The sequence below is a fragment of the Nocardia sp. NPDC059229 genome, assembly GCF_042754165.1.
In the GTDB taxonomy this organism is placed as follows: Bacteria; Actinomycetota; Actinomycetes; order Mycobacteriales; family Mycobacteriaceae; genus Nocardia.
The window spans coordinates 30,768-46,510 of sequence record NZ_JBHZAK010000011.1 but is presented as its reverse complement, the minus strand read 5'-3'; the positions used below and the strand labels follow the sequence as shown (position 1 = coordinate 46,510).

10 protein-coding genes are annotated in these 15,743 nt (G+C 69.7%); 5 read left to right on the top strand and 5 right to left on the bottom strand.

Annotation, left to right across the window (positions count from 1 at the left end; genetic code table 11):
- Positions 1–9 precede the first annotated feature (9 nt).
- From ACFXHE_RS24320 to ACFXHE_RS24305, 4 genes are all read right to left on the bottom strand, one after another.
- Complete coding sequence (locus tag ACFXHE_RS24320) at positions 10–1,425, bottom strand: NAD(P)/FAD-dependent oxidoreductase (protein WP_379386509.1); 1,416 nt, start codon at positions 1,423–1,425, stop codon at positions 10–12.
- 289 nt (positions 1,426–1,714) lie between these two features.
- The gene (locus tag ACFXHE_RS24315; RefSeq protein WP_379386507.1) at positions 1,715–3,202 is read right to left on the bottom strand and encodes a gamma-aminobutyraldehyde dehydrogenase; all 1,488 of its coding nucleotides are present in this window, start codon (positions 3,200–3,202) and stop codon (positions 1,715–1,717) included.
- A gap of 37 nt (positions 3,203–3,239) precedes the next feature.
- The gene (locus tag ACFXHE_RS24310) at positions 3,240–4,604 is read right to left on the bottom strand and encodes an aspartate aminotransferase family protein (protein ID WP_379386505.1); all 1,365 of its coding nucleotides are present in this window, start codon (positions 4,602–4,604) and stop codon (positions 3,240–3,242) included.
- Between the two features lie 12 nt (positions 4,605–4,616).
- A complete protein-coding gene (locus ACFXHE_RS24305) occupies positions 4,617–6,107 on the bottom strand; it encodes a CoA-acylating methylmalonate-semialdehyde dehydrogenase (protein ID WP_379386503.1) in 1,491 nt (496 codons plus the stop codon).
- Positions 6,108–6,241: 134 nt separating this feature from the next.
- Here ACFXHE_RS24305 and ACFXHE_RS24300 point away from each other — a divergent pair, with 134 nt between their 5' ends.
- The 4 genes from ACFXHE_RS24300 to ACFXHE_RS24285 all read left to right on the top strand — a co-directional run bounded on the left by ACFXHE_RS24300 (position 6,242) and on the right by ACFXHE_RS24285 (position 13,131).
- Positions 6,242–7,813, top strand: a complete 1,572-nt coding sequence (locus ACFXHE_RS24300) for a PucR family transcriptional regulator (protein WP_379386884.1) — start codon at positions 6,242–6,244, stop codon at positions 7,811–7,813.
- 254 nt (positions 7,814–8,067) lie between these two features.
- Complete coding sequence (locus tag ACFXHE_RS24295; RefSeq protein WP_379386501.1) at positions 8,068–11,121, top strand: BTAD domain-containing putative transcriptional regulator; 3,054 nt, start codon at positions 8,068–8,070, stop codon at positions 11,119–11,121.
- Between the two features lie 80 nt (positions 11,122–11,201).
- Complete coding sequence (locus ACFXHE_RS24290) at positions 11,202–12,416, top strand: FAD-dependent monooxygenase (RefSeq protein WP_379386499.1); 1,215 nt, start codon at positions 11,202–11,204, stop codon at positions 12,414–12,416.
- Positions 12,417–12,558: 142 nt separating this feature from the next.
- On the top strand, positions 12,559–13,131 hold the full coding sequence (locus ACFXHE_RS24285; protein ID WP_379386497.1) for a methyltransferase family protein: 573 nt from the start codon (positions 12,559–12,561) through the stop codon (positions 13,129–13,131).
- Positions 13,132–13,133: 2 nt separating this feature from the next.
- On the opposite strand, the gene ACFXHE_RS24280 is transcribed toward ACFXHE_RS24285, so the two are convergent.
- Positions 13,134–13,976 carry a hypothetical protein gene (locus tag ACFXHE_RS24280; protein WP_379386496.1) on the bottom strand — a complete coding sequence of 281 codons (843 nt, stop codon included), beginning with the start codon at positions 13,974–13,976 and terminating at the stop codon, positions 13,134–13,136.
- A gap of 250 nt (positions 13,977–14,226) precedes the next feature.
- Between ACFXHE_RS24280 and ACFXHE_RS24275 the strand changes: the two genes are divergently transcribed.
- Positions 14,227–15,741, top strand: coding sequence for an APC family permease (locus ACFXHE_RS24275; RefSeq protein ID WP_379386495.1), 1,515 nt, complete (start codon positions 14,227–14,229; stop codon positions 15,739–15,741).
- Positions 15,742–15,743 lie beyond the last annotated feature (2 nt).

Genomic DNA, 15,743 nt, shown 5'->3' with positions numbered 1-15,743 from the left:
TCCGGCCGCTCAGCTGTCGAAGCCCAGGCCGGTGTAGTCGAGGGTTTTCAGCCACAGATTGCGGCGTCCCTGGTGCGCGTCCGCGCGGGCCAGGGACCAGCGGGTGAGGTGAATTCCCGCGGAGCGCAACGGTTCCGGTGGCAGCGGCAGCGGCCGGGAGCGGACCATGCGCAGGCGGGTCCGCTCGGTGTCGCGGCCCCACAGCTGGTCGAGCATGACCTCCGCGCCGAAGCGGGTCGCGCCCACCCCGAGCCCGGTGTAGCCGGCGGCGTAGACCAGCCGGCCCTTGTAGGCGGAGCCGAAGAAGGCGCAGAACCGGCCGCAGGTGTCGATGACCCCGCCCCAGCGGTGGGTGAAGCGCAGGCCGTCGAGCTGCGGGAAGGTCTGGAAGAAGTGCTGGGCGAGGGTTTCGAAGGTGGCCTCGTTGTATTCCAGGGCGGGGGCGATGCGATTGCCGAAGTGGTAGATGGCGTCGTAGCCGCCGAAGAGGATGCGGTTGTCGCTGGTCAGGCGGTAGTAGTGGAATCGGTAGGAGGCGTCGCCCAGACCCATGCGGATGCCCCAGCCGATGCTGTCGAGCTGTTCGGCGGTGAGTGGCTCGGTCATGAGCGCGTAGTCGTAGACCGGCACCACATGGCGTGACACCTTGGGCACCGGGCCCGCGAAAGCGCTGGTGCACAGGGCGACCCGGGGCGCGCGGACCTCGCCGTGCGGGGTGTGCAGGGTCAGCGTGCCGCCGTGGGATTTCGAAAGGCGTTGCACCGGAGTGCCTTCGAAGATGCGGACACCGGAATCCAGGCAGGCGCGCCGTAGTCCCCAGGCCAGCCGGGCCGGATCGAGCATGGCGACCCCGTCGCGGTCCCACCAGCCGCCGAGGTAGGTGGGGGAGTGCACCATGCCCTGCACCTGGCCGGCGTCGAGCAGTTCGGTGCGGTAGCCGAGGGCTTCGGCGGCGTCGTGGCTCTCCTGCAGCCATTCGACCTCGTGGGGCGCGGTGGCGACCTCCATTTCGCCGGTGCGCTCGAAGTCGCAGTCGATGCCGTACCGGAGGATGGCCTTCTCGATGTCGTCCAGGTTGGAGCGGCCGAGCCGTTCGAGCTGGCCGATCTCGTCGGGGAAGCGCTCCATGCCATTGGCCAGGCCGTGGGTCAGGCTGGCGGAGCAGAATCCGCCGTTGCGGCCCGAGGCCGCGTGTCCGCAGAGACCGGACTCCAGCAGCACCACATCGATGCCGGGACAGCGTTCCTTGGCCAACAGCGCGGTCCAGAGTCCGCTGTAGCCGCCGCCGATGACAGCCAGATCCGCCGTGGTGGCGGTGGTGAGGGGGTCGGTGGGGGTCGGCCGCTCGGGCCGGTCGGTCCAGTACGGCGTCGGCGCTGCATCGATGAGTGCCGACGCCCACAGTTTGCTTCCTTTGGCCGACATGGCCGATCAACTCCTTCTCTCGTGCCGATACGGCGAACGTTCGCGCCTGCGTGCTCGGGGTACGTGGAAGCCGCCGATGGTCACCCGTGGGGGACCAGTCGGCGGCTTTCGAGAGAGTCAGCTGGTGGCGGCGCGATCCTCGGAGCGGCGGGGCATACGCACGGTGGACCGCAATACCTGCGTCGGCGACGTCGGCCGGTCCATTTCCGCCTCCTCCTGTGTCATGAGGATAGCCCAGAAATTCGCGGGCGGGTCCGATCGGAGCCCGCCCGCGCGATATCGCCGCCTTTTACCCGGCCCGGAAGACGACGTCGTGCCAGGGCTTGTGCGCCGCGCCGGTGATATCCGACATGACGTGCTTGATATTCGTGTACTCCTCGAATGCGTAGGCGGACATGTCCTTTCCGAATCCGGAGGACTTGTACCCGCCGTGCGGCATTTCGCTGATGATCGGAATATGGTCGTTGATCCACACGCAGCCGGCCTGAATTTCCCGGCTCGCCCGCTGGGTGCGGAACACGTCGCGGGACCACGCGGAGGCTGCCAGCCCGTAGACGGTGTCGTTGGCCAGCGCGATGGCCTCGTCGTCGGTCTCGAAGGGCAGTACGACCAACACCGGGCCGAAGATCTCGTGCTGCACGATCTCGGAGTCCTGGGCCGCGCCGGTGATCAGGGTCGGCTCGAAGTAGGAACCGGCCGCCGGGGTGTGTTCCGGAATTCGGCCGCCGCGAACGATTTTCGCGCCGGATTCGCGGGCGCGTTCCACCATGCCCAGCACTTTCTCGCGGTGTGCGCGCGAAATGAGGGGTCCCATATCGGTTTCCGGGTTCTCGACCGGACCGAGCACCACCCGGTCCATGAGATCGGCTACGCGGCCGACGAATTCCTCGAACAGCGGGCGTTGCACATAGGCGCGGGTGGCGGCCGTGCAATCCTGGCCGGTATTGATGAGCGCGCCCGCGACCGCGCCCCGCGCCGCGGCTTCCGGGTCGGCGTCGTCGAAGACGACGAAGGGGGCCTTGCCGCCGAGTTCGAGGTGGACCCGCTTGACCGCACCGGCGGCGGTGGCGGCCACCCGTTTGCCGACCCCGGTGGAGCCGGTGAACGACACCATGGCCACGGCCGGATGCTCCACCAGCGGCTGTCCCGCCTCGGCGCCGGTGCCGGTGAGCACATTGATCACGCCCGGCGGCACGCCCGCATCGGTGGCGGCCTCCGCGAACAGCAGCGAGGACAGCGGGGTCAGCTCGGAAGGCTTGAGCACCACCGTGTTTCCGGCGGCGACGGCGGGCAGGATCTTCCAGGCCGCCATTTGCAGCGGGTAGTTCCAGGGCGCGATGGATCCGATGACGCCGAGGGGTTCCCGCCGGATCGACGAGGTGTGATCACCGGAGTATTCGGCCGCCGCCTTGCCTTCCAGGTGCCGGGCGGCGCCGGCGAAGAAGGCCGTGTTGTCGATGGTGCCGGGCACGTCGAATTCCGCGGCGAGGCGAATCGGCTTGCCCGTGTTGACACTTTCGATCGCGGCGAGGTCCGCGGCACGAGCGCGCAGGATCCGGGCCCATTCGTGCATGAGGTCCGACCGCGCGCCCGGGGTGAGCCCGGCCCAGCCGGGGAAGGCCGCCCGGGCCGCGGTCACCGCCGACTCGACGTCGGCCGCGTTCGCGCCGGCGCCCGAGGCGATGACCGCGCCCGTGGCCGGCGCGATGATCGACAGCGGCGCGCCCGACCCGGATCGTCGTGCGCCGCCGATGAATTGCAGTTGTTCCTGACCCATCGCGCTCCTCGCGTTCTCGAAAGTCACCGTCTCCGGGTCACACGGTATGGGCGTCGGCCACCGTGAGCGCCTGATCGAGGATGGCGAGTCCCTCCTTGGCCTCGGCCTCGCTGATGGTGCAGGGCGGGACCACGTGCAGGCGGTTGAAGTTCACGAACAGGAGCAGTCCGGCGGCCCTGGCGGCGGCGACGGTCTGGTTCATGGCCGGGCTGGTGCCGCCGTAGGGCGCCAGGGGTTCGCGGGTGGCGCGGTCGCGGACCAGTTCCACGGCCCAGAACACGCCCAATCCGCGGACCTCGCCGACGCTCGGATGCCGCTCGGCCAGTTCCCGCAGGCCGGGGCCGATGACGCGCTCGCCCATGTCGGCGGCGTTCTCGACGATGCCCTCCTCGCGCATGGCGGTGATGGTCGCGACGGCCGCGGCCGTGGCCAGCGGATGCCCGGAGTAGGTGAGCCCGCCCGGATAGGCGCGATCGTCGAAGGTGGCCGCGATGTGCGGTGCGATGGCGACGCCGCCCAGCGGCACATACCCGGAGTTGACGCCCTTGGCGAAGGTGAGCAGGTCCGGCGCCACGTCGAAATGGTCGATGGCGAACCATTCTCCGGTGCGGCCGAAGCCCGCCATCACCTCGTCGGCGATGAACACGATGCCGTACTTGTCGCACAGTTCGCGCACGCCGGCCAGGTATCCCGGGGGCGGCACCATGATTCCGGCCGTGCCCGGCACCGATTCCAGAATGACGGCCGCGATGGTGCTCGGCCCCTCGAGCGCGATGGTCTGCTCGAGGTGCTGCAGCGCCCGTTCGGTCTCCTCGGCCTCGGTGGTGGCGTGGAACTGCGAGCGGTACAGGAACGGTCCGAAGAAGTGCACGACCCCCGCATTGCCGTGGTCGTTCGGCCAGCGCCGCGGGTCACCGGTCAGATTGACCGCGGTCTCGGTGCCGCCGTGATACGACCGGTAGCGCGCGAGTACCTTGTACCGCCCGGTGTGCAGCCGGGCCATGCGCACCGCGTGCTCGACCGCGTCCGCGCCGCCGTTGGTGAAGAAGATCCGGTTCAGCTCACCGGGGGTGCGTTCGGCGATGAGCCGCGCCGCCTCCGAGCGGGCGTCGTTCACGTAGGCCGGGCCGATGGTGCACAGCGTGGCCGCCTGCTCCTGGATGGCGGCCACCACCTTCGGATGCTGGTGTCCGATATTGGTGTTCACCATCTGCGAGGAGAAGTCGAGCAGCCGGTTGCCGTCGCCGTCCCACACGTAGCAGCCCTGAGCGGCGGTGATCACCATGGGATCCAGCGACTTCTGCGCGGACCAGGAGTGGAAGACGTGCTTGCGGTCCAATTCGTAGGCGCGGGCGGCTTTTTCGCGGGCCGCCTCCGGGGTCAGCCCATTGGGCAGGGTCATCGCGGACTCCGTTCAGTGGTTCTGGGGGAAGCCGAGGTTCAGGCCGCCGTGGCTGGGATCGAGCCAGCGGGTGGTGACGGCCTTGGTGCGGGTGAAGAAGTGCACGCCGTCGGTGCCGTGGGCATGCGAATCGCCGAACAGGGAGTTCTTCCAGCCTCCGAAACTGTAGTAGGCCATGGGGACCGGAATGGGGACATTGATGCCGACCATGCCGACCTCGACCTCGTTGTGGAAGCGCCGGGCCGCGCCGCCGTCATTGGTGAACAGGGCGGTGCCGTTGCCGTAGGGGTTGGCGTTGACGAGGGCCAGCGCCTCGTCGTAGCTGTCCACGCGGACCACCGACAGCACCGGGCCGAAGATCTCGTCGGTGTAGACGCTCATGTCGGTGGTGACGTGGTCGAGAACGGTGGGGCCCAGCCAGAATCCGTCGGAGGCGCCGTCGGCGGCCACCCCGCGGCCGTCGAGAACCACGGTGGCGCCGGAGGATTCGCCCGCCGCGATGTAGGACGCCACCTTGTCGCGGTGCGCCTCGGTCACCAGCGGGCCCATATCGGTGCCGCGGGTGCCGTCGCCGGTGCGAATGGTCTTGGCGCGCTCGGTGATCCGCGCTACCAGGTCGTCGGCGATGTCGCCCACCGCCACCAGCGCGCTGATGGCCATGCAGCGTTCACCGGCCGAGCCGAAGCCCGCGTTCACGGCGGCGTCGGCGGCCAGGTCCAGATCCGCGTCGGGCAGTACCACCATGTGGTTCTTGGCCCCGCCGAGGGCCTGCACGCGTTTGCCGGCGGCGGTGCCGTGCTCGTAGACGTACTTGGCGATCGGGGTGGAGCCGACGAACGACACCGCCTTGATGGCGGGGTTCGCGAGCAGTTCGTCCACCGCCACCTTGTCGCCCTGGACCACGTTGAACACCCCGTCGGGCAGCCCGGCCTCGCGCCACAGCTCGGCCAGCCACAGCGAGGGCGAGGGGTCCTTCTCGCTCGGCTTGAGCACCACGGTGTTGCCGGCCGCGATGGCGACGGGGAAGAACCACATGGGCACCATGGCCGGGAAGTTGAACGGCGAGATGATGGCCACCGGGCCCAGGGCTTGCCGCACGGAGAAGATGTCGACCTTGGTGGAGGCGTTCTCGGTGTAGCCGCCCTTGAGCAGATGCGGTATGCCGCAGGCGAATTCGACGACCTCGAGGCCGCGGGTGACCTCGCCCATCGCGTCGGCGAGCACCTTGCCGTGCTCGCTGGTGATGAGGGCGGCCAGCTCCTCCTTGCGCTCGTTGAGCAGTTCGCGGAAGCGGAACAGCACCTGGGTGCGCCTGGCCAGGGAGGCGTCGCGCCAGGAGGGGAACGCGGCCACGGCGGATTCGATCACGGTGCGGACGTCGGCCGCGGAGGCCAGGGCGACCTGTCCGGTCACCACGCCGGTCGCAGGATTGGTGACCGGTGCGGTCGCCGTGCTGGAACCGGTGAAGGACTTGCCGTCGAGCCAGTGTGCGATGGTCTGCATATCTCCTCGATTCCGTGAGTGTCCGTCCCTACTCTGCGCCATTACCCGCCGGTTGATTCCCGACGTTGTGTATCCATTTTCCAACTTCGTATTACGATTCGTCGGTGCTCCTCTCCGTTGCTGATGTGCTGGCCATGCCGGTCGTGCGGGCCGGGCAGCCGCAGGTCGTGGGTGGCGGTCCGCTGGATCGGCCGGTGCGGTGGGTGCATGTGAGCGAACTGCCGGACGTGGCGAAACTACTGGTAGGACGGGAATTGATTCTCACCACCGGACAGGCGCTGGCCGGTAGCGACGCGGCCACCGTGGCCTACCTGGAATCGCTGGCCGCGGCCGGGGTGTCCGGGCTGGTCATCGAATTGGGCACCTACGTGCGGGAATTGTCGCCGGTGGTGGCCGAGACCGCCGACCGGGTGGGGTTGCCGATCGTGGCGCTGCACCGGGTGGTGCGGTTCGTGGAGGTCACCGAGGCGGTGCACCGGGTGATCGTGGCCGACCAGTACGCGGAGCTGGAATTCGCGCGCACGGTGCACGAGACGTTCACGGCGCTGAGCGTGCGGCGGGCGTCGCTGGCCGAAATCGTGAAAACCGCTGCCGGGATGCTGGACGCCTCGGTCGTGCTCGAGGACCTGGCGCATCGCGTGCTGGCCCTGACCGCGCGCCACACCGGTACCTCGGCCCTGCTGGAGCACTGGGAGACCACCTCCCGGCTGCTGCCCGACACCGACCCGAATGTGGTTCCGGTGGGCCCGCATACACAGCGCTGGGGCCGGCTCATCCTGCGCTCCAGCCGGGTGCCCACGGCCCGCGCGCGCATGGTGCTCGAACGCGCCGCGCAGACGCTGACCCTGCACCGGATGATCGAGCGCGACCGCTTCGGGCTGCACCGGCAGGCCCAGACCGGGCTCATCGACGATATGGTCAACGGCCGCCTCACCGACGAGCGCGACGCCGTGGCGCTGGCGGCGGCGCTCGGGCTGGCCCGCCGCGCCCGCTATGTCCCGCTCGCGGTGGAGGTCGCGGCGGCGGCCGAAGCGGATCCGGTGGCGCAGCAACGTCGTACGGCCGCACTGCTGGACGCGGCGCTGCACGGGGTGGCGCTGGCCAAGGCCACCGCGCTGGCCGCGCCCGACCACGGCAATCGGGTCACCATCGTGCTGGGTGTCGCCCGGAGCGGCGAACTGGACAGTGCGCTCACCGCGATCTGCTCGGCCATGCTCGCCGAGATCCGCCGCGTGGCGGGTGTGGAGCGCGCGGTCATCGGCGCCGGCGGTGAATCGGACTCCCTCCTCGACACCGCGCGCGAGCTGGCCCAGGCCGCGCACGTCGCCGAAGTCGCTCTCTCCCTGGACCCTTCGGTGCCGCGCCCCTTCTATCGCAGTGGCGACGTCCGCCTGCGCGGCCTGCTGTCGCTCATTCGCGACGAGCCGGGCGTCCAGCGCTTCGCCGAGACCGAGCTGAGCGCCCTGCTCCGGCACGACATCCGCAATGCCGCCGATCTCACCCGTACCCTGCGCCAATTCCTCGACCTGGCGGGCAACAAGACCGAACTCGCCAAGCGCCTCAATATCAGCCGGCCCACCCTCTACGACCGCCTGTCCCGCATCGAACGCATCCTCGACGTCGATCTCGACAACGGCGAGACCCGCACCTCCCTCCACACCGCCCTGCTCATCCGAGACCTGGTCGCCGCCCCCGAACCCCGCTGACCGCCGCCCCGGCGAGATCCTCCGACGTGAATTCCGTGGTCGGGGGCCGGCCCGAGAAGCGCTGTGCGCCAGCGCATTCTCGAGGCGGTGATCCGGATCGCCGCCCGTCATCCAGGTATGTCGCCGGCCTGGCCTTCGAACCGGCGGTGCTTCCGACGTGGGTCGGTGGGCTGCGGGCAGAGCGCATCGGAATGACCGGGAGCGGCTGAGGTCCGCGCGTTGGGGGCCAGGTCCGGCCCGGGCATACTGGCCGCGTGGAGTTCGGGATTCTGGGTCCGATCGAGGCGCGACGGGCCGATGGGGGCCCGTTTCCGGTCGGGGGTCCGCAGGTGCGGGCCTTGCTGGCGGTGTTGGCATTGGATGCCGGGCGGGTGGTCGGGCGGGAGCGGCTGATCGACGACCTGTACGGGTCGGAGCCACCGGGGGATGTGGGACATGCGTTGCAGTCGCAGGTGTCGCGGCTGCGGCGGGCGCTGCGCACTGGTGTGGGGGACGGCGAGTTCGTCGAGTCGGCCGGGGCGGGTTATCGATTGGCGGTCGACCCGGAATCGGTGGATGCGCTCCGATTCGCGCGGCTGGCAGAGCGGGGGCGGAAAGCCTTGCGGGACCGGGATTCCGGCGCGGCGATGACACTGCTGGACGAGGCGCTCGGATTGTGGCGCGGTCCGGCGCTGGCCGATGTGCGGGACGCGCCCTTCGCCGAGAGTCAGGGCGCGCGGCTGGACGAGGCCCGGCTGGCCGCCGAGGAGGATCGGGCCGAGGCGGCGCTGGCGGTGGGGGATTCGCAGGCGGTGGTGGCGGTACTGTCGGAATTGGTTGCGGCGCAGCCCCTCCGGGAGCGGGCGCGCGCTCTGCTCATGCGTGCCCTGTACGCGGCCGGCCGCCAGGCCGAGGCGCTGGAATCCTTCGAAGCGGGACGGCGGCTGCTCGCCGACGAGCTCGGGGCCGATCCCTCGGCCGAGCTCATGGACGCCCACCTGGCGATCCTGCGCGCGGATGAGGTTGCGGCCGTGTCGAATCGGCGGCTGCCCACCCCGCTCACCAGTTTCGTCGGCCGGGAGGACGAACTCGCGCGGTTGGTGCCACTGGTCGCCCAGGCCCGCCTCGTCACCCTGATCGGCCCCGGCGGCACCGGGAAGACGCGCCTGGCGCTGGCGGCGGGCGGCCGGGTCCGCGGCGACGTCTGTTTCGTCGAATTGGCGCCGCTGGTGGACGGTGTGCAGGCGGCCCAGGCGATCGCGAGCGTCCTGGGCTGCCGCGACCTGTCGGCGCATGCGGCCCCCGGACCACGCGATTTCGAGTCGCAGCTGGTCGCCGTGCTCGCCGACCGTCCGCTGCTGCTCATCCTCGACAATTGCGAGCACGTCGTCCTCGATATCGCCCGCCTCGCGCGCCGCCTGCTGGTCGCGTGCCCGGGCCTGCGGATTCTCGCCACCAGCCGCGAGGCGCTGCGGGTCACGGGCGAAACGCTGTTCCCCGTCCCCCAATTGCCCATGGCCCCACCGGATTCGCCGCTGGCCGACCAGCTGGCCGCCCCGGCGGTGCGCCTGTTCGCCGACCGGGCCGCCGCGGTCCGGCCCGGCTTCCTTCCGGACGCGGGCACCATCGCCCTGGTCGGCCGCATCTGCCGCCGCCTCGACGGCCTCCCGCTCGCCATCGAGCTCGCCGCCGCCCGCCTGCGCACCCTCGACCTCCCCGAGATCGACGCCCGCCTCACCGACCGCTTCCGCCTGCTGGCCCGCGGCGACCGCACCGCCGAACCCCGTCACCAGACCCTGCAGGCCGTGGTGGCCTGGAGCTGGGAACTCCTCGACCCCGCCGAACAGCAACTGGCCCAGCGCTTCTCGGTCTTCGCGGGCGGCGCGACCGCCGAACAGGCCCGCCGGGTGTGCGACATCGACGATATCGACGACCTTCTCTCCGACCTCGCCGACAAATCCCTCCTGGACATCGCCGCCGGTCGCTACCGCATGCTCGAAACCATCCGCGAATTCGCCCGCACCCGCGCCATCGAGTCCGGCGACCACGAGGAAACCCAACGCGCCCACGCCGAATACTTCGCCGACACAGCCGAGACCGCGGACCCCCTACTCCGCACCGCCACCCAACTCCAGCACCTGGCCCGCCTCACCACCGACCACGACAACCTCCAGTCCGCCCTGCACTGGTCTGCCACCGCCGACCCCGCCCTCGCCGCCCGCCTCATCGCCGCCCAAGCCTGGTACTGGTGGCTCACCGGCCACTCCGGCGACGGCCCCGCCCTCGCCAACCGCCTACTACCCGAACTGAATTCGGCGGTACGTCGGCCGGCCACTGCCGCCCGGCCGCAGGGTCAGCCGGTGCGCCGTGATGACGTCGGCGACCGCCGAGACGCAGATCTCCACGAGCCAGCAGCGCTGATCACTCCCACCGCGGCGCACAGGTCGGATGCGCGCCCTCCAGCCGAGGAGCGGCGCGTGCCGTTCGTTGCGGAAACCGCTGCTGGGCATGATGCACCGGGAGTGGGGTCGAGCGTCGCCGCGGCGGCTCGCATATCCCGGCCCGAGTGGCTGGTTGCCGTGGATGCGGAGCAATACGCGCTGGTGGTGGCGGTGGCGGCGCGGGGACGGGATGATCTCGCGGCCGAGGTCGAGCGGGCGGCGGCGGGGGTTGCGGCGCTGGAGCATCCGATGCGGCAGCCGCATCTGATCTTTCTGCTCGCGCTCGCGGGCGGGATGCTGCCCGGGGAGCCTGCGGAGTTGCGCCGGCCGTTCGGAGCGGATGACTGGTCGCAGGCGTTTCTGCGGCTGGGGGACGGGATGGCGTTGTTCATGGCCGGGCAGGTCGGCGAATCCGAGCCGGAGTTCGCGGCGGCGCTGGCGGGGTTCCGGCGGATCGGGGACCGGTGGGCGATCGCGGCCGCATTGGACAAGCTGGCGGCCGTGGCCGAGCGGCGCGGCGATCGGGCCGCCTCGCTGACTCTGATCGATGAGGCGATCGCGGTGAACACCGAATTGGGTTGGGCCGCGGACACTGCCGACCTCTTGACCCGTCGCGGCGATATCCACCTCGGCGGGGCGGCGGAGCAGGATGTCGAGGCGGCGCGCGCGGATTATGAACGGGCAGCGGAGCTGTCGCGGACCCACGGCGCGATCGACATGTACGCCGGTGCACTTCGCGGCCTGGGGGATATCGCTCGTGCCGAGGACCCGGCCGCAGCGCGGAATCTGTACCGGTCGGTGCTGGAGATCCCGGCCGGAGGTTCGATCGCCATCACTGAGGCGCACGAGCGGGCGCGGGAGGGTCTCGCACTGTTGGACGACGCTTGAAATCGCAGGTCAGGATGTTGGTGAGGGCCGGTGAGCCGACGGTGAGGGGTTGGTGAGCGCCCCGGCCGAAGCTGTGTGACATGACCAGCACACAGCAGTTCGCCAACAAGACCGTCCTCATCTCCGGCGCCAGCGTCGCCGGCCCGGCCCTCGCCTTCTGGCTGAAGAAGTACGGTTTCACCGTCACCGTCGTGGAGCAGGCTCCGGCCCTGCGCGAGGGCGGGTACAAGGTCGATATCCGCGGCGTGGCAATGGAAGTCGTCGAGCGGATGGGGCTCACCGACGAGATCCGCAAGGCCTCCACCGATATGCGCGGCGGCGCGTGGGTGGACGCGACCGGCAAGGCGATCGCCACCCTCGGACCGGACCTGATCGGCATGCGTTCGCCCGGCGACGACGAGGTGCTGCGCGGCGACCTGGCGCGAATCCTGTTCGACGCCGGCAAGAGCGGCGTCGACTACCGGTTCAGCGACGCCATCACCGAGCTGATCGAGCACGCGGACGGCGTCGAGGTGCACTTCCGTCACGCGGCTCCCCAGGTGTTCGACCTGGTGATCGGCGCGGACGGCATGCATTCCACGGTGCGCCGCAGCGTCTTCGGCGCGGAGGAGCAGTTCGCCCGGCACACCGGCATGGCCGCCTGCGTCATCTCGGTGCCGAACTACCTGGACCTCGATCACTGGGAGCTCATCCACGCCGCCCCCGGCAAGGTCGTGCAGGTGTACAGCACCCAGCGCTCGGCGGCCAAGGCACAGTTCATCTTTCCCGCCCCCGAGCATCTGCCGGACCGCCGCGACACCGCCGCACAGCAGCGACTGGTGGCCGAGGTCTTCGCCAGCGGCGGCTGGGAGACGGCGACCCTGCTCGACGCCATGCCGGACTCACCGGACTTCTATTTCGACACGGTGAGCCAGATCCATCTGGAGCGCTGGTCCTCGGGCCGCGTCGCGCTGGTCGGCGACGCCGCCTACTGCCCGTCCCCGCTGTCCGGGCAGGGCACCAGCATGGCCCTGGTCGGGGCGTACGTGCTGGCCGGTGAGCTGCGCGCCGCCGCCGGCGACCACCGCGTCGCCTTCGCCGCCTACCAGGAGCGCATGCGTGAGTACGTCGACGAGAACCTGACCCTCGGCTGGAACAACGCCACCCAGATGGTCGCCGCCGACGCCCGCGCCCTGCGCATGCAGATGACCATGATGCGCATGCTGCGCTGGATGCCGTGGAAGGGCATGGCCCTGCGCCCGATCATGAAGCCGATCGCGAAGGCCGCCAATGCCATTCGACTCGAGCGGTACTGATCGGGGCGCGGTGTCGTCATCGAGCGGGGCGCAGTGTCGTCATCGAGTCTGATCCGGGGCGGTCAGGGTTCATTCTCCGGGTGGATCCCTGATGCGGGCCGATCCCGTTTGATGGTTATCTCGAACTGGAAGGGAGTCCGACGTGACCATCGCCGTGTACACCACCTGGGCGTGGATGGCATTCGAGATCGCGCTGCGGGTGCGGGATCGCATGCGCGGCACCGGCTCCACCGCCGGGGACGGCCACACCAGGCTCCTCATCTTCGTGCTGGTGGCTGCCGCCATGACGGTCGCCAGCTTCGCCGGAATCCTCCTCCCGGCCGACAGCCCGCTGCGTTTTCCCGGCCCGGTCCTGCCGTGGCAGATCCTCGGCGTCGCTCTCATGTGGCTGGGCCTGGTCGTGCGAGCCTGGGCGATCGCGGTGCTGGGCAAGCACTTTCGCACCACCGTCGAGGTGGACCGCGACCAGCCGGTCATCAGCACCGGCCCCTACCGGTGGATCCGGCACCCCTCCTACACCGGCATCCTGCTGCTGACGCTGGGTTTCGGCCTGGCCGCCGGCAACTACGTGTCCCTGCTGCTCACCACCGTGGTCCCGGTCTACGCGTTCCTGCGCCGGATCACGCTCGAGGAGAAGACGCTGGTGGCGACCCTGGGCGCGCCCTACGAGACCTATCGGCACACGACCAAGCGCCTGGTCCCCGGCGTCTGGTGACCTCAGGCGGGGTCGGCGCCCATCGGGTTCGGGTAGGGGACCTCGCCGCTGCGGACCACGGCGCGGGCGGCCGGCGTGAGGGCGGACAGCATTTCGAGGATGCCCGGGACGCCGCGGTAGGCGGTCATGGCCAGGGCATCGGTGCGGGCCTCGATGTGCGCGCGCAGGGCACGCCCGGCCTCGGTGATGCCCTCGGAGTTGAGCAGGCCGCGGTCGGTGAGCCGCTCTCGCGCTGCCTTCCAATCGGTTTCGCTCCAGCCGCGATTGTCGCGCCACAGCTGCGCGGGCGTGCCGGTGGACGCCGAGAACAGTACGTGCGCCTCGCAGCCGTCGATGCCCTCGCTCAGCAGGCATGCCACATGGCCGTCGCCGCGGTGTTCGCGCAGCGCCGTGACCGCCTGCCAGAGGGCGTGGACGGAGTCGTCCGGGGTGGGCAGGTCGCGATTGGCGGCAAAGAGCGGGCGGCCCGCCGCCGGCGCGGTGGCAATGGCCTGATGGAGGCGCGGGACCGCGCGGGCGGCGATGTCGGCGATATCGGGCACGACGGTGCGCAGGACCGCGGCCGCGGCGATGGTGCGGGTGGCGATGATCGCGTCCGGTGCGGCGAAACCCCAGGCATCCGGAATGGCCCGCCGGACCATGGCCGGATGGAAGTTGTAGAAGGTCGCCTCGACGACCGACGGTCCGACCGCGCCGAGCGGGGCGGAGCGCGACGCGAAGTAGCCCATCCAGAAGCCGCGCAGGCCAACGGCTTTGTTGGCGGCGATGCAGTCGGCGGCGAAATAGGTGACGGCGTGCAAGGGCTCCAGCACGCGCCACACCTCGCGGGCGAGGTCGTTGTCCATGCACCAACCCTAGTGGCTGAATTCAGCTAACTGAAGCCAGATTGGTGACGCGATCCGCTGCGGTGTGCGAATCGAACTGGCTGTGCGCCATACGATCCGTAAAGTACCGGACCGGGTTTCCGGCTGACTGTAAGAATAGTGACCTGAGTCACTCCTTTGGTTTCTGCCGGTAACTCCGTTTCATATCCAGGCAACATTCCAGCCCGAACATTCCTCGCAGGTCAGTCGACCAAGATTGAGGAGCTTCACCATGGAATCGAGTGCACCAACCGTACTTTCCGGGGGATCGGACACATCCGCAGCGGGGGTGTCGCGGCTCAAACCCAATGTGGTCGGTCTGCTCGGTGTGGTGTTCATGGCCGTCGCGACGGCCGCGCCCATCACCGCCATGACGGGCAATGTGCCGTTCATGATGTCGGCCGGCAGCGGAATCGGCACGCCCGCGGCGTTTTTGATCGCCATGGTGGTGCTGGCCATCTTCACGGTCGGCTACACCACCATGGCCAAGCACATCACCACCACCGGCGCGTTCTACGGTTTCATCTCCTACGGGCTGGGCCGCACCGCGGGCCTGTCGGCCGGGCTGCTGGCCACCTTCGCCTACATGGTGTTCGAGCCGTCGCTGATCGGCATCTTCTCGAGCTTCGCGCACAACACCGTCTCCGACCAGGTGGGCGTGAACATTCCGTGGTGGGTGTTCGCCATCCTGATGCTGGTGATCAATGGCCTGGGTACCTGGTTCGGCGTCGCCGTGGCCGAGCGGCTGCTCATCGTGCTGCTGGTCACCGAGGTGACCGTGCTGACGGTCATGGGCCTGTCGGTGCTGCTGCACGGCGGCGGGCCGGACGGGTTGTCGCTGGCCCCGATCAATCCGGTCAACGCCTTCCACGGCGCGTCCGCGGGCCTGGGACTGTTCTTCGCCTTCTGGTCGTGGGTCGGGTTCGAATCCACCGCCATCTACGGTGAGGAATCCAAGGATCCGAAGCGAATCATCCCGCGCGCCACCATGATCGCCGTCCTCGGTGTCGGCGTGTTCTACCTGTTCATCTCCTGGATGACCATCTCCGGCAACGGGCAGGGCAGGGCCATGGAACTGGCCGCCTCCGACAATCCGATGAATCTCTTCTTCGCGCCCACCGAACGCTATGTCGGGCACTGGGCCGTGGACGCCATGCAGTGGCTCATGGTCACCGGTTCGCTGGCCTGCGGCATGGCCTTCCACAACTGCGCCTCCCGCTACCTCTACGCGCTCGGCCGCGAGGACGTGATTCCGGCGTTGAAGCGGACGATCGGAAAGACGCACCCGCAGAACGGATCCCCGTACATCGCCGGTCTGGTGCAGACCGTCTTCTCGGCCGTGCTGGTGCTGGCCTTCGGCCTCGCGGGCAAGGACCCCTACGCGAGCCTCTACACGCTGATGGCGGTGCTCGGCACCATGGCGATCCTGATCGTGCAGGCCGTGTGCTCCTTCGCGGTCATCGCCTACTTCCGCAACCACCACCCCGAAACCCGGCACTGGTTCCGGACTCTGGTGGCCCCGCTGGTGGGCGGCGTGGCCATGATCGGCGTGGTGCTGCTGCTGGTCCTCAATATGGACACCGCGGCCGGAAGCGAGGCCGGATCGCTGATTCTGAAGGCGACGCCCTACCTGGTGGCCGCGGTGGCCATCGCCGGTATCGGCTACGCCCTGTACCTCAAGCGCACCGACCCCGGCCGCTATGCGTTGCTGGGCCGGACCGTGCTGGAAGAGTCCCACGAGCGCTGAGA